General features: G+C 61.4%; 11 protein-coding genes. 2 read left to right on the top strand and 9 right to left on the bottom strand.

Going from position 1 to position 14,535, the window contains the following annotated elements; translation table 11 throughout:
• A partial coding sequence (locus IQK56_RS12935; RefSeq protein ID WP_425274552.1) for a GspE/PulE family protein occupies window positions 1-351 on the top strand: 351 nt, incomplete at its 5' end.
• The gene (gene gspF / locus IQK56_RS12930) at window positions 351-1,556 is read left to right on the top strand and encodes a type II secretion system inner membrane protein GspF (RefSeq protein ID WP_099584482.1); all 1,206 of its coding nucleotides are present in this window, start codon (window positions 351-353) and stop codon (window positions 1,554-1,556) included. The genes IQK56_RS12935 and gspF, both read left to right, overlap by 1 nt.
• Window positions 1,557-1,625: 69 nt before the next feature.
• Here the strand turns inward: gspF and IQK56_RS12925 are convergent, their stop codons facing one another.
• The 9 genes from IQK56_RS12925 to IQK56_RS12885 form a co-directional block, all read right to left on the bottom strand.
• Window positions 1,626-2,759, bottom strand: coding sequence for a pectate lyase family protein (locus IQK56_RS12925; RefSeq protein WP_193901719.1), 1,134 nt, complete (start codon window positions 2,757-2,759; stop codon window positions 1,626-1,628).
• Between the two features lie 238 nt (window positions 2,760-2,997).
• Window positions 2,998-3,861: a sensor domain-containing diguanylate cyclase gene (locus IQK56_RS12920; RefSeq protein ID WP_122308273.1), complete on the bottom strand. Its 864-nt coding sequence runs from the start codon at window positions 3,859-3,861 to the stop codon at window positions 2,998-3,000.
• A gap of 208 nt (window positions 3,862-4,069) precedes the next feature.
• On the bottom strand, window positions 4,070-4,897 hold the full coding sequence (locus tag IQK56_RS12915; RefSeq protein WP_122308227.1) for an outer membrane lipoprotein-sorting protein: 828 nt from the start codon (window positions 4,895-4,897) through the stop codon (window positions 4,070-4,072).
• Between the two features lie 44 nt (window positions 4,898-4,941).
• Window positions 4,942-5,592: an NAD(P)H-binding protein gene (locus IQK56_RS12910; protein WP_193862417.1), complete on the bottom strand. Its 651-nt coding sequence runs from the start codon at window positions 5,590-5,592 to the stop codon at window positions 4,942-4,944.
• Window positions 5,593-5,597: 5 nt separating this feature from the next.
• Window positions 5,598-6,377, bottom strand: a complete 780-nt coding sequence (locus IQK56_RS12905; protein WP_122308229.1) for a thioesterase II family protein — start codon at window positions 6,375-6,377, stop codon at window positions 5,598-5,600.
• Between the two features lie 22 nt (window positions 6,378-6,399).
• Window positions 6,400-8,940, bottom strand: coding sequence for an efflux RND transporter permease subunit (locus tag IQK56_RS12900; protein WP_191632570.1), 2,541 nt, complete (start codon window positions 8,938-8,940; stop codon window positions 6,400-6,402).
• 48 nt (window positions 8,941-8,988) lie between these two features.
• Window positions 8,989-10,659, bottom strand: a complete 1,671-nt coding sequence (locus IQK56_RS12895; protein ID WP_150677202.1) for an FAD-dependent monooxygenase — start codon at window positions 10,657-10,659, stop codon at window positions 8,989-8,991.
• A gap of 15 nt (window positions 10,660-10,674) precedes the next feature.
• Window positions 10,675-11,301: an HAD family hydrolase gene (locus IQK56_RS12890; RefSeq protein ID WP_183140544.1), complete on the bottom strand. Its 627-nt coding sequence runs from the start codon at window positions 11,299-11,301 to the stop codon at window positions 10,675-10,677.
• Window positions 11,302-11,323: 22 nt separating this feature from the next.
• On the bottom strand, window positions 11,324-14,530 hold the full coding sequence (locus tag IQK56_RS12885; protein WP_193862416.1) for a beta-ketoacyl synthase N-terminal-like domain-containing protein: 3,207 nt from the start codon (window positions 14,528-14,530) through the stop codon (window positions 11,324-11,326).
• Window positions 14,531-14,535 lie beyond the last annotated feature (5 nt).

Here is a 14,535-nt window from a genome sequence, read left to right as displayed (position 1 = left end):
GTCGAGCCGTTCCTGTTGGCGTCGTCAATGCTCGGCGTTCTGGCGCAACGCCTGGTACGCCGGCTATGTCCGCACTGCAAGCAAGAAGACTCCGCCAGTCCAGGCACCTGGCGTCCGGTGGGGTGCTCACACTGCAACCAGGTCGGTTACAGCGGACGCACCGGTATCCATGAGTTGTTCTGCATTGACGATGACATTCGCACGCTGATCCATCAGGGCGCCGGTGAACAGGCGCTCAAAGCCGCAGCGCGCAACGCCGGCATGCGCAGCATGCGTGAAGACGGCGAGCGATGGGTCAGCAGTGGCGTGACCGCGCCTGAAGAAGTGCTTCGCGTGACACGGGACGCCTGATGAACCGCTATCGTTTTGAGGCCGCCGATGCCACGGGCAAGGTTGAGACCGGGCACCTGGAAGCCGACAGCCAGCGCGAGGCATTCAGCCTGTTGCACCGGCGCGGTTTGACCGCCTTGCAAGTCCAGCTTGAGAACAGTGAGCCTGGGCGCGGGGGGATGTTCAGCGCCAAGCTGTCCGACAACGACCTGGCCTGGGCCACCCGACAGTTGGCCAGCCTGCTCAGCGCCAGCCTGCCGTTGGAGGCGGCGTTGAGCGCCACGGTGGAACAGGCCGAGCGCAAGCACATCGTCCAGGCCCTGAGTGCGGTGCGTGCCGATGTGCGCGGCGGCATGCGCCTGGCCGATGCCCTGGCCGCACGGCCACGGGATTTTCCAGAGATTTACCGGGCGCTGATTGCGGCCGGGGAAGAGTCCGGTGACCTCGCCCAGGTCATGGAGCGGCTGGCCGATTACATCGAAGAGCGTAACAACCTGCGCAGTAAAATCCTCACCGCGTTCATCTATCCGGGGGTCGTCGGGCTGGTGTCGATTGCTATCGTGATCTTCCTGCTCAGCTACGTGGTGCCGCAGGTGGTCAGCGCGTTTTCCCAGGCGCGCCAGGATTTACCCGGATTGACCTTGGCCATGCTCAACGCCAGTGATTTCATTCGCGGGTGGGGGTGGCTGTGTTTCAGCGCGCTGGTGGCAGGGTTATGGGGCTGGCGGGTGTACCTGCGTAACTCCGTGGCGCGCTTGCGCTGGCATCGTCGGGTATTGCGCCTGCCGTTGATCGGGCGCTTTGTGCTGGGGCTCAATACCGCGCGGTTTGCGTCGACCCTGGCCATTCTCGGCGGCGCCGGGGTGCCGTTGTTGCGTGCGTTGGAAGCTGCGCGCCAGACCCTGTCCAACGATTGCCTGAGCCAAAGTGTGAACGAGGCCACTGCCAAAGTGCGCGAAGGGGTCAGCCTGGCCACGGCGCTGGCGGTGGAGAAAGTGTTCCCGCCATTGCTGATCCACCTGATTGCCAGCGGCGAAAAGACCGGCTCGCTGCCGCCGATGCTGGATCGCGCAGCGCAAACGCTGTCCCGCGATATCGAGCGCCGGGCGATGGGCATGACCGCACTGCTTGAGCCCTTGATGATCGTGGTGATGGGCGCGGTGGTGCTGGTGATCGTGCTGGCCGTGTTGTTGCCGATCATCGAGATCAACCAATTGGTGCAGTAGGCGCACGCACAAAAAAGCCCTCGTCACCGAGGGCTTTCCTTTCACTGACGTTGCACCGTCACTTAGAGCTTACCGGCGCGCCTTGGCCTTGACGTCGGCGGCGACCTTATCGGCGGCCAGCGGGGTGTAGCTGTACGGCGGGGTCCAGCCGATGCTCGAACTCCACGAGCAGCTCAGCGCACTGCCGTTGAGGGTCGAGCCGCTGTCACGGTAGACACTGCCACCGTAATCGCCGGCGATCTTGTCGCAACCGCTGATACCACTGATTTCGAAGGCGTTACGCTCGGAGAAGATCTTCGAGTTCTTGCCCACGCCATGGGCGTACGAGAACGGGTAGACCTTATGGCTGGTGCTGCCCACGTGGTAGTTGTTGTACAGATGCACCTGGCCGAAACGCACGCGCGGCGCACGGGCCGAGATGTTCTCGAACAGCGTGTTGTGGATGGTGACCTTGAGCTTGCCGTCATCGGTGGTGCGTGAATCGCTGGAACCGATCAGGTTGTTCTTCTCGTGGGACTTGAACGCCGAATACGAAATGGTCACGTAGTTGGCGCCGTTCTTGACGTCCAGCGCACCGTCGTGATGCTGCTTCGGACGGCCATTGGCGCTGCCGTTCTGGTCATCGGTGCGGCGGCCGTCGGTGAAGGTCACGTGATCGACCCATACGTTGTTGGCGCCTTCGATGGTCAGGCCGTCGTACTCGGAGTTCCAGTTGCCCGCGCTGCCATCGTCCTTGTCCCAGATCGGCTCAGGGTCCCAAGGGTTTTCGATGGTGATGTTGCGGATGATGACGTCGTTTTCCTTGGCATAGAAGAAACCCTCGCGGATTTCGGCATTGCTGGTGGTGCCGACGATGGTGGTTTTACCGGGAATATCCAGGCGACCACGTACTTTCATATCGGCAGTCGTCGTATAAGCTTTGCCTTCGCTGACGTCGATGATGCCGGTGATTTTGATGATTCGGCCATTGGCACCCACCGAAGCCTTCAGTGCAGTTTTCAGTTCGGCGGCGTTTTTTGCCGTGTAGATGTTATTCGCTGCTGCACGGGAACCACCCTTGGTCCCGCCGTTCTGAGTGGCCCAGCCAGTCGTGGCCGAATCCAGCCAAATGTCCGCTGCGTGGGCTGGAACGCTGGAAAAAAGCAGGGCGCCGACAACAGCGCTGGCCAGTTTGCAGGCAGTGAAAGTTGAGGGTTTTGTCATGAGTAATCAGATCCTTGATTAACTTGAGTATTTGAACGCGCACAGGCATGCGCGTTTCTCGAGCGGACGTCCTTGCCACTGGTGCAGCGAATCGAACGTCCGCTGCATGAGAAATACTATCATGTGATTTGAATGTTGTCGTACCACTGATTGCGTAATGATGTGCTTTCTTTCGCAAATTGCGAGATGTTGTTGACGATGGGTCGTTTACAAGGCCCAGCCGCCTCAATGCCCCTTGTCACTCAGCGGCAAACCGGTGTCTTTTGATCCGGTACATATCACCGTCGGCATGGCTGAGCAGGGTATCGGCGTCTTCTCCGTCCGCCGGATAGAGCGCCACGCCGATACTGCAGGACGGCATCTTTACCCCGCCAAACTCGGCGCCCAGCGGCTCGGCCATGACCGCGAGGATCTGCGCCACCTTTGCGCCAATCGCGTCCCGCGACGGCGCATCCGCCAACAGCACGGTGAATTCATCCCCGCCCATCCGGGCCACCAGGTCGCTCTCGCGGACGCAGCGTTCCAACCGCCGGGCAATCACACACAGCACGCGGTCGCCCATGGCATGGCCATGCACGTCATTGATGCCCTTGAAGTCATTGATGTCCAGAAACAGCAGTGCCAGGGAACTGTTGTGAGACCGTGCAGCGAGCAGGGCGCCGTCCAGTCGATCATTGAACAGCGACCGGTTGGTCAGCGCCGTCAGCGGATCATGATGGGCAAGGAAGCGTAATTCTTCTTCAGCCTGGGTAAGCGCCGTCACGTCCCGTGCGACCCCGATCCGCGCGCCGACTTCCTGGGACCAGAACGCCGCCCACAGGATGTGCACGATGCTGCCATCCTTGCGGATATACCGGTTGCGAAAGTCGACATGGGGTTTGCCATTCATGACCCGGACAATCGAGGCCCGCGTACGTGCCAGGTCTTGCGGGTGCATGTACTGGGTGATCAACGTGCCCGCCAGCTCTTCGGCGCCGTAGCCGAGCAGGGCCTCACAGCCATCGCTCACGAAGACAATCTGGTTATCACTGTCGACGACAAACACCGTATCCAGCATCAGGTGGATCAGTTTGGGGTACAGAGCTTGCAGGTCTACGGGCATGGGGCATCGGGCGTCCGGTTCATATCGGCCGATCATAGCCCGATCATGGAGGGACGCGGCGAGCAATTCTGCACATTTTTGATGGCCGGTGCAGCGGTGGATGCAGACGGAGCCAGGGGCAGGAAAGCCTGGAGACTGGAATAGGTGCAAACCTATTCCAGGACCAGATACTGCACTGTGCCTCGCTAACCGGGTGCAGGCCCGAGGGTTACAGGCCGATTTCCATGAAGCGCCGGGTGAAGATCTTCGCGTCAATCGGCTGATCCAGGACCTGTTCGAAGCGCACCTGGGTGCTGTGTCCGGTTTCGAGGTTTTTCATCGAGAACAGGTTAGGCCTCCATTCAAGGGTACCGCCGGCGGCTGGGAACTGGCGAATGTCCGAGCTGGTGCGGACCTTGAAGAACTCTCCGGCCTTGTTGAAATAGTGTTCCTGAATCGCGGTGTAGTACTGCTGCTCGACCCAGATGATTCGCTTGCCATACAAGCCCTGTTCAATCTGCTTCTTGGTGGTGGGGATCGCCTCGACGACCCAGCATTTGCGTTCGACGCCGCTGTTGTCCTTGATCGTTTCCTCTTTGAGCAATTTGTAGTTGTGGTGCTTGACGCCCACCACGCCATCGGTGATTGACATGTCCTCGTAGGTGAAGTCGGTGCCCACGAAGCTTTGGGTCTGGTCGGCACCGGCAATGCGTCGGACTTTGCGCAAGGCCGGCAGGTAGATCCAGCGGTCCGGGTCTTCGTCGGCATTGGACTTCTCCAGGGCCAGCACCCGTGTGCCTTTGACATCCTTGGGCTCGACGAACTCCAGGTAGGATTTGCGCGCGGCTTTGTCACCGTCGTCGATCCTCAGCTTCAACGTCCGTTCACGCGTGTTGCCTTGGGCATCGGTCATTTTGATAAAGACGTCGCTGGTCTCTGTCAGGCTTTTGCGGGAGTCCTCGTTGAGCAGCATGATCTGCTCGGCGGTATAGGTCTGGGCAAAGGCCGAGGAGGCGGCTGCGCTCAGGATCAATGCGATAAGGCTGAGTTTTTTCATCGAAGTACCATTCCATTTGGCAAAAAAGTTGGGCTGCTGGCGGTTCAGGCGTGGCAGCGGTGTATTTCATTCGATTCCAGGAGGCGGTGACCCGCTACCTGGCTGTTCAAGGCGTCGATCAAGCTGGCAGCCACCGAGACGGCTGACACAGGACGGTATTTTTTCAACGGTCCGAGGAAGGCCCAACCCAGGCCATGGTCGATATAGCGACTCAAGCGCTGGAGCGGGCGGCGGTTATCCTTGTTTCCGTAGGTCATGGACGGGCGCACGCAACAACAGCATTCGAGCCCCAGTGTGCCGAGCTCGGTTTCTGCCTGGGCCTTGACCTGGAAATAGTCGTTTTGCGCGTGCAGGTCCGCCCCCAGAGTCGAGACATAACCCACGCGCCTGGCCCCATGCCGCTGGGCATGGCGGGCCAGTTCGACGGGGTACTGGCAATCGACTTTGAAGAACAGCGCCCTGTCCTGGCTCGATTGCCCCAGGGCGATGTAGAGGTCGTCGCAGGGGCCCCAGTCCGCAGTTGCCTGCAAGTTGTCAAAGTCGATGACTTTTTCCTGATAGGCCGGGTGGACAAAGGCTGTCGGGCGCCGCACCAGCCCCAGCACCCGCTCATACCGCGCGTCGTTGCACAGCAACGCCACGCATTCACTGCCCACTTGACCGTTGGCGCCTGCGATCCAGGCGGTTCGTTTCATGCTGTTCAATGGGCGTGTCCGTTGAGTGCGCGCAGCGTGGGCGGGCGATCGTGGCCCTCGACGATCCGGCTCAACAACTCGACGATGTCAGGCTGTTGTTCGAGGATGAAAAAGTGTCCGCCCTGGCAAGTGTGCAACGTGAAATCACGCTGGGTGTGTTCAGCCCAACGCTGCATTTGCGCAGGCGTTGCCAGCAGGTCCGACACGCCGGCGAGCGCCACCAGCCGCGAGCTGACCTGGCCAAACCCATGACGCTGCGCATCGACGTTCAAGCGCAAGTCGTCGCGAATGATCGGCAGGTACACCGCCATGGCCTCCGCGTCGGCCGCCAATTGCGGCGGCAGGCAGCCCAGGGACATCAGGAACTCGGTCAACTGCGGGTTTGACGACTCCGGGTCGATATCGGTCAGACGAGTCTCATCTGGCACAGTGCGTGCCGAGATAATGACGGTTTCCGCCGCACGGCCATGGCGCTGCTCCAGCGCCTGGCTGACCGCAAACCCCAGCGCGCCGCCCAGGCTATGACCGAAGATGGAATAACTCCCTGGCAGATGTTGCTGGACGGCGTCGGCCAGGTGTTCCACCAGCGCCGAAAAATCCGTCAGCCGCTGTTCTCGGTGACGGCTCTCGCGACCAGGCAGTTGAATGGCCAGTACCTTGATGGTCGCATCAAGCTGTTTCGCCCAGCGTCGGTAGAAGCTGGCGCCGCACCCGGCAGGGCCGAAGCACAGCAACACCGGGCCCGAGGCCGGTTGCTCGGTAAAGGATACAAATGTCTGCTTCATCAATAGGTCCTGATCCCCAGGGTTACTGGGGCGCGGCTTCAAGGTTGCCTGTCGCGTGGGCGACAGGCACGAACGTGACCACGACCCGCAGGGTCGCCGGGATCAGAATCAGCGTGAAGACGGCACAGGCCACCATGGACACGGCGGTGAGCAGGCCCAGGTTGACGATGGCCGCATAGTTCGACAGGCACAGGATGGCGAAGCCGCACGCCAGCGACAGTGAGTTGATCATGATCGGGCGTGCCACTTCGCTGACGGTCTTGCTCAGGACCTCTTCATGGTCGGTTCCCGGCTCTTTCGAATTGCTCAGGTAGACCGTGAGGAAGTGGATCGTGTAGTCCACGCCAACACCGAAACAGATGCCGCAGATCATCGCGGTGCCGATATCCATCGGAATATCGAAGGCATGCATCAGTGCGCCAATGAAGGTCAGCGTAAAGATCATCGGGACCATGCTGACCATGCCGAATTTCAACGAACGAAAAATCGCAATCATCATCGAGGCAATCAGCACGAATGAGAACACAAAGCTGTAGACCTGGCTCTTGACGATCTCGGGGATGTTGCTGGCCTGCAGCTCGCCGGTGCCGAACACCTCCAGGGTCACGCCTTTGGGCAGTACGGTAGTGGCGTAGTCACGCACGTCGGCAATGATGGCTTCCCAGGTCGTTCCCCGGTCGGTGTAGGCCATGCCGATGATGCGCGCGCTGCTGTAGGTGTAGTCCACAACGTCCTTGATCTCGCTGCCGTTGCCGAACTCGTAGAGCAGGAAGTATTGCGAGATCAGTTCCTCTGATGCGCCGGGAGACAGTTGCGCGACGCTATCGTCGGCCATCACCTCATTGATCCGGTTCAAGTAATCGACGGGCGAAATCGTGTAGCCGATTTGCGCGTGGCTCTTGAGCCGTTGTTCGATCAAGCGCAGGGCATTGATAAAGTCGGGACGCTTGACCATGTCCGGGGTCTCGGATTTCAGCCAGATCGACACCGGCACCGTACCGCCAAAGTGCTGGTTGAGCACATCATTGTCCTGGCGCACCGCTGTCGACTTGGAGAACGACGAGATATTTTCGTTATCCACCCGCACCTGCAGGCTCATGTAGGTCGCGCCCACCAACATCACCAGGCTCAGGCCCAGCAAAGGCCAGGGGCTTTTGCTGGACAGGCGGTTGGACAGGTTGCTGAAGCGATCCACCAGCAGCATGAAACTGTTGTCGTTGCTTTGGCGAATCTGCTGCTTGGGCAACTTCAGATACGGCAGCATCGCCGGCAACAGGGTGATGGTGATGAGAAAGGCAAACGCCACGCCGATGGCGACGAAAATGCCGAATTCCTGGATGAAGGTCAGGTTGGTGAATGCCATGGCGATAAAGCCGACAAATGTGGTGAACGACCAGATCCCCATGGGAATCAGCAGGTAGTCCATCGTGCCGCGAATGGCGGTTTCCGAATCGCTCTCGACCACACGCTCGTAATAGGCCGTGATGAAGTGGATCGAGTCCGCCACTGCAATCGAGATGATGAATACCGGGATCATGTTCGTGATGATGTTGAGCTTGTAGCCGCTCAGGCTTACCAGGCCCATGGTCCAGATCAGCGACAGGATGGAGATCAGCAAGGGAATCCACACGCCTTGCCAACGACGGAAGCTGATGTACAGCAACATCGAAATGACCAGCACCACAAAGGGCAGGAACTTGTTGTTGTCTTTCTCGACGATGTCGGTAATCGCCGCGTAGTACGTGGCTGTGCCGCCGATATGAAAGGTGTCATGCGTGGCGATCTCGTTGACCTGCCGCAGGATCTCCACATACGCGCGCTGCAAATTACGCGAGTCCTCTTCATCCACTGCCAGTTCGACTTGAATCATCGAGGCTTGGCCCTTGGGCGAGATCAGCGAGTTACTGAACATCGTGTTGCCGAAAACTTCTTCGGACAGTTTGTTCAGTGCCTGCGGGTCCGAAGGCACCTCGACCATCAGGTCGTGGACATCCAGGGCGTCGCCGTCCAACTCGATATTCTCGACATCGGCGAGGCTGCGCACCTTGATCACAGGGGCGACCCGTACGACAAGGTCCGCCACGTAATCCTTGGTGCTTTGCGGGCAATCCTGGCGTGTCGCCAGATACGCCGACAGCTCCTTGAGGCTGGTTTTGTCCTGTGCATTCAAGCCGCCCAGCAGAATGTGCTCCACCAGGCCGCGGCTTTGTGCATCCACGGCGGCGGCCTGGAGTTGTTCGGCATCGTCTTCGTCGATCAGTGTCAACTTGGAAAATTGCTGGGTCAGTGTCTTGATGGTTGCCAGCGAGTCCGGGTTGAAAATGGACGGCTGCTGGGTCACCACGCCCACCAGGATCTGCTCACCCGAACCGCTGAAGTGGTTGCGCGCCTCGGCCATCAGGACCCGGCCCTTGAAGTCTTTGCCGAGCAGGAACAAGGAAGGGTTCACTTGCAGGGACAGCAATTGCAGGCAGAAAAACACGGTGGTCAGTGCCAGCAGCCCGAGGGTGGCTTTCTTGTGCCTCAATATGAAGCTGGCGTAGCGCAGGGAAAGGGACGTCACAGAACGGTTCCTTGTTTGAGTCGTAGGTGTGGGCATGAGAGGGGCCTGTCAACCGGTGATCGGTTGTGGGGCGCGAACGCCATCGTGCGGTTCGGGATGTGAGGCCAGGGGATAGAACTGCTGGAAGTACGCCCTCAACGCGTCAACCTGCGACAGCTCGCAGCGCAGCGCCAGGTAGCCATCGGGTCGAACCAGCAACAATCCGCCATCCTCGACGCCCAGTTGCGCGCGCAACCCATCGTCGATGGCATAGGACGCGGTAAAGCCATGGGGCGGTGCCAGGGCTGCCGTGGTGGGGCCGCCCAGCAAGTAGGCGTGCAGGAAATCGGTGTGACGCATCTCGGCGTACAAGGCCCGACTCAGGTGTTCCAGTTGGGCGACGCTGGCCGCCGAGCGCGGTTCGATCACCAGCGCGCAGAAATGGGCGCCCTTGAGCAGGTCGAATACGCGCCGGGTCCCGGCGTCTTTGCCGGCGATCATGCCGTCCGGCATGCGCTGGCCAGTGGCAGGGCCGCTGCTGTACTGCGTCGTGGAGCCGGTTGCGTAGTCGATCTGGAAGCCGGTGGCCTGTTTCATGATCCGCGCCTGGAAGCGACGGGTCGTCGCCAGGGAGGGGATCACACTGTCGCGCAGCAAGCGCAGCAACGGATTCTTCAGGTTGAGCATGCGCATCTGCTGGTTGGTATTTTTCAACACGGTCTGGGCGACTGGACGGCGCTCGACCTGGTAGCTGTCCAGCAAGGCCGGGCGCGCACGTGCCGTGAGTACGTGGGCGATCTTCCACGACAAATTGTAGGCGTCCTGCAACCCGGTATTGAGCCCCTGGCCACCAATCGGACTGTGCACATGGCAGGCATCGCCGGCGAGGAATACACGGCCGAGGCGATACTGCGCCGCGAGGCGGTGTTGGAATGTCGTCACCGACAGCCACACCGGGTCAGCCAGGCTGATGTCGTTGAAGCCGCGCTCATGCAGCCGGGCATTGACCTGTTCTATGCTGAGGTCTGCCGTGGTCAGGGTGACATCTTCACAATCGATGACCACCCGGTGCCTGCCTTCGGGCAGCGGGAACAGCATCATGTAGCCGTCGCCCGAGGTGAAGACATGCCCGCTGTGGTTGTCACCGGCCCACGACAGCGTGCCGTCGGCAATGATGTACGGCCGTGGGTAAGCGCCACCGTCAAAGGCAATGCCCGCCAGCTTTCTGACGTGGCTCGTGCCACCGTCGCAGCCCACTAGCCAACTGCACTCCACATCCTGTTGCCGGCCTTGCTGATCCACCAGCGTGGCGTGCGCGGCCTGCTCGTGTTGCACCAGGTTGTGGAGCTCCAGGCCGCGTTCCACCTGGCCCCCCAGCGCCAGGTAACGCTGTTCGAGGATCTCCTCGACGCTGTTCTGGGGAATGCTGGCCGTGAACGGGTAGGGCACGTCGAGTTGACCGAGGTCATAGGTGATCAGGCGTTTGCGGTTGCTGTAGATGTTCATCTGCTCGACCCGCACGGCGCGCGCCAGCAAGGGCTCCAGCAAGCCCAGGTCTTCGAGCACTTCCATTGAGCGCGAATGGATGGCGAACGCCTTGGAGAACGACTGGCGTTGCAGACGCTTGTCGATCAGTCGATGGGCTATGCCATAGCGCTGCAATTGCAAGCCCATCAGCAACCCGACCGGGCCTGCGCCGACGATCAGTACGGGTGTGGCAGTATTGGTGGTGTGGCTCATTTCAGACCTCCCTGGTCACTGGACTGGCTGTGCGAACGATCGGTAATAGGGGTACTCGGCCATCTCCAGGAGGTTGCGATCACCCTCGCTGTCGCCATAGGCATGAATCACGTAGTCCTTTGGATTACCGAGAATCTGCCGCACACGGATGACTTTTTCCTCGGCCTGGCAGTGCGGGCCGTCCAGCTCCCCGGTCAGCCGGCCGTTACGTTCCTTGAAGCGCGAACCGCTGGTGGCGTCGAAGCCGGCCGCTTTGCCCCAGGGTTCCAGGTACACGTCCGCCGAATTGCTCACCAGCAGGCAACGGTGCCCGTGGGCCTGGTGCCACTTCAGGCGCGCGAGCGCCTCGGGGTTCAGCCAGCCGGGAATGTCCTGCTGTGCGAACACCAGGCCCAGGGCGCGATAGCGCTCGGCGCTGACGCCGGTCATGCAGCGACGAATCATCACTTCACGGGCGGCCATCAAGGGGATGATCCGCAGAGCCAGGAGCACGGCCGTGGGGATGAGGCTGATGGCGACCAGCGTGAAGCGTGGGCCGCCGATCAGCCGGCGCAGAAACCGCCAGAACGTGTGGCGGTCGGTGAGCGTGCGGTCGAAATCGAAGACGGCAACGACGGGTTTACCTTGGGTTTGATCAGGCACAAATGAGTCCTCCGGGGAAGCGTTAATGGGTGGTTTCCAGGGCGCGAACGGCCTGGTATGCGGCGGGCGGCAGAATCAGCCCACGGCCTTCAATCGTGCCCAGCACCACGCCGTTCTGAACGATGTGGCAGTGGCTGTGGCTGCGGTGCAGGTGCCCGTCCTTGAACATCAGGTCGGTGTACTGGGCCAGCAGGTAGACTGGTGCGTCGTGCTCGGCAAAGCTGTCGAAGCGAATGCGCATGTCATCCAGCACGAACGGGAATTCGCGAGGCACGCCCTGGAACACGTGCGTGCAGGCAATCCCGAATTGGCGGGCGGCCTCGATCAAATACAAACCGGGAATGTGGTCCTGGGCGTGCTCGTAGAAGAATGGGTGGTCCGCGTCATGGAACAACTCCGCGGCGTACCAGCCGGTGTCGTCGATGGCTGCCATGTCGCCGAGCAGTACGTTGCGTTCGCTGGACTTATGCACCTGGCGCTTGTCCATCCGCTGGGTGTCGCCGTGGCGCCCCGAACTGTTCCATTGCGCGAGCCAGGTAATCGCGACATCCAGCGCGTGGGTTGCCTCCTGGGTGTCCGGCCGTGGTTCGGCCGTGCCAGCGTTCTGTTCAACGAAGTCCAGCAGCAACCCCAGCTTCTGGGTGTGCAACAACTCCAGCGAGACCTTGCCGGCGCTGGGGTATGCACGTTCGATGCGCGTGCGCAGTTCTGCCAGCATCAGCGAGTCGAAACCGATATCATCAATCAGCAGGCTGTCCTCGGCCAAGGGTTTGTCTTCCAGCTTGGCCAGGTGCCGAATCAGGTACATCACGTAGTCACGGGTGCTCATGCCGGCCGGTGCCGCCAGCGCTTCGGCGGTGGGCGACGCGGTGCTGCGTTCGAGGCTGTTCTCGTTCAAGGCATCCAGTTGCTTGAGCCAGTAACGGCTGCCCTGGAAGGCATAGGTAGGCAAAGGCAACTTGCGCCGTTGTGCATGGGTATCCCACGCTGCTGGAACGATTGGTGCGCCGGCTTCGTACAGCGCGGCGAGCGTGGCGGCGATTGTGCCCCAGATGGGTTGTGCGGCGTGTGCCGCGGTCGGTGAACGCCCCAGCGGGTTATCCAGTGATCCCAGGGTAACGACGATCTGCACAGGCTCTTTCGCCAGCATCTCTGGCGCGACATAAGGCTGCGCGCTTTCAGGGCCGGGGCGATACACATAGGCGCAGGCGTCGACCTGTTCGGCTGCGGCGGCGATGCGCTGCAGGCCCTTGTCCAATGGAAGATTGCCGGCGATCACGGCGGCCATCCCCTGCATGGCGCCCTGGGCGACAATCCAGCGCGGCTGCACGCCGAATGAGCGCCACATCATAGCGTGACCATAAAACAGTGCCGCGTCGGCCAGGTGCTGGGCCTGTGGGGTCAGCGCAGGCGATTCGAGGTCGATGGCCAGTGTTCGCCCGGCGGCTTCGATGCACGCTGCGTAGGCACATTGGAACGCCGGGCTGGTCTGGCGCAAGGCGTGGTAGCGCTCCCGGTCCGAGGCGGTGAGCGTGCCCATCACCCAGCCGACCTGGCCAGCTCCTTCCACCGGCTGCGCGGCACTGCGCGGGCCATCCAGGGCGCGCCGCAACGCGTGGATCAGCTCGGCGCGGTTGTTGCCACTCACGGCAATCCGCTGTTCAAACTGACGTCGCCCGCCATTTTGCGAGTAGCAGATATCGGCCAGTACCTGCTCATCACTGTCCTCCAGGAATGCCAGCAACTGCGACCCATAGGTGTCGAGCGCGAGCGTTTCCCGGGCGCTGATGAACAACAGGTGTGGTCGCTGTTCGACGCTCGGCGGTGGGCTCGGTGCCGGGTTGTACGACTCCATGACGATGTGCGCATTGGTGCCGCTGAAGCCGAACGAGCTGACGGCGGCCAGGCGTGAGGCGCCGGTGCCGGACGGCCAGGCCTGGCGATCAGTGCAGATGGCGATGTTTTCATCGTCAAGATCGACAAACGGGTTCACGCAATTGAAGTGCAACTGCGGCGGGATTTCGCCCTGCTGCAGCGCTTTGGCAACCTTGATGATGCCCGCGACACCCGCCGCTGATTCGCTGTGGCCGATATTGGTCTTGAGGGAGCCGACGCGCAGTGCGCTGTCACGTCCCGCCGCGCGGCCATAGACGGCGCCCAACGATTGCAGCTCGATCGGGTCGCCGAGCTTGGTGCCGGTGCCGTGCGCTTCGACATACCCGACGTCCTTGGGGTTGACCCGCGCATTCGCCAGGGCGCTGCGGATGACCCGCACCTGCGAGGGGCCGTTCGGCGCCATGATGCCCTGGCTCAGGCCATCCTGATTGACCGCCGAACCCCGGATCAGCGCATAGATATGATCACCGTCCGCCACTGCCCGGGACAGGCGCTTGAGTACCACCACGCCGCAGCCTTCGGCACGCACATACCCATTGGCCGCCGCATCGAATGCCTTACACAGGCCTTGCGGCGAATGCATCATGGCCTGCGACTGGGCCACCGAGGTGGTCGGCGCAAGGATCACATTGCAGCCGCCGGCCAGGGCGAAATCACACTCGTCCAGGCGCAGGCTCTGGCAGGCCAGGTGCACTGTGACCAGCGAGGAAGAGCAGGCGGTATTGAGGGTCAGGCACGGTCCCTTGAAGTCGAAGGTGTAGGACACGCGGCCCGAATGCACGCTTTCGTGATTGCCGGCATTCATATGCGCCGCGATTTCATCGAGGCTCAAGTGACGCACCAGCAAGTCGGAGTGATCTTTGTTCATGATGCCGGTGAACACCCCGGCATTCGCGCCGCGTACGCTGTCGGGCGCCATGCCGGCATCTTCCAGGGCTTGCCAGGTGACTTCGAGCAACGTGCGCTGTTGCGGGTCCATGCACTCGGCTTCAAGGGGCGTGATGCCGAACAGCTGCGCGTCGAACCGCAGCACATCGGCGAGCAGCCCGGCATTCGGCGAGTAGGTCTTACCCGGGCGCGGTGCCTGCGCATCGAAGAAGCGCTGCTGGTCCCAGCGCTGATCGGTGAGCGGCGACACGCTGTCCACGCCCTCGCAAAGGTTGCGCCAGAACTGTTCGACGCCGGCGTCGGCGCCCGGATAGCGGCAGCCAATGCCGACGATGGCGATGGCTTCGTGCGCACGCTCGTCCAGTGCCTTGATGTCACCGTTGAGCCGGTTGATTTTTTTCAGCGCGTTCTCCATGAGCGCGCGGCTATCGTTGTGTTGCGTCATGCTGG

Origin of the sequence: Pseudomonas cyclaminis (assembly GCF_015163715.1) — a bacterium.
GTDB classification, from domain to species: domain Bacteria; phylum Pseudomonadota; class Gammaproteobacteria; order Pseudomonadales; family Pseudomonadaceae; genus Aquipseudomonas; species Aquipseudomonas cyclaminis.
This window is presented reverse-complemented; position numbering and strand designations above follow the sequence as displayed.

Bases quoted from the DNA above. Each gene is read 5' to 3' on its own strand.
- gspF (WP_099584482.1), top strand. From the start codon at position 351: ATGAACCGCTATCGTTTTGAGGCCGCCGATGCCACGGGCAAGGTTGAG.
- IQK56_RS12925 (WP_193901719.1), bottom strand. From the start codon at position 2,759: ATGACAAAACCCTCAACTTTCACTGCCTGCAAACTGGCCAGCGCTGTT.
- IQK56_RS12920 (WP_122308273.1), bottom strand. From the start codon at position 3,861: ATGCCCGTAGACCTGCAAGCTCTGTACCCCAAACTGATCCACCTGATG.
- IQK56_RS12915 (WP_122308227.1), bottom strand. From the start codon at position 4,897: ATGAAAAAACTCAGCCTTATCGCATTGATCCTGAGCGCAGCCGCCTCC.
- IQK56_RS12910 (WP_193862417.1), bottom strand. From the start codon at position 5,592: ATGAAACGAACCGCCTGGATCGCAGGCGCCAACGGTCAAGTGGGCAGT.
- IQK56_RS12905 (WP_122308229.1), bottom strand. From the start codon at position 6,377: ATGAAGCAGACATTTGTATCCTTTACCGAGCAACCGGCCTCGGGCCCG.
- IQK56_RS12895 (WP_150677202.1), bottom strand. From the start codon at position 10,659: ATGAGCCACACCACCAATACTGCCACACCCGTACTGATCGTCGGCGCA.
- IQK56_RS12885 (WP_193862416.1), bottom strand. From the start codon at position 14,530: ATGACGCAACACAACGATAGCCGCGCGCTCATGGAGAACGCGCTGAAA.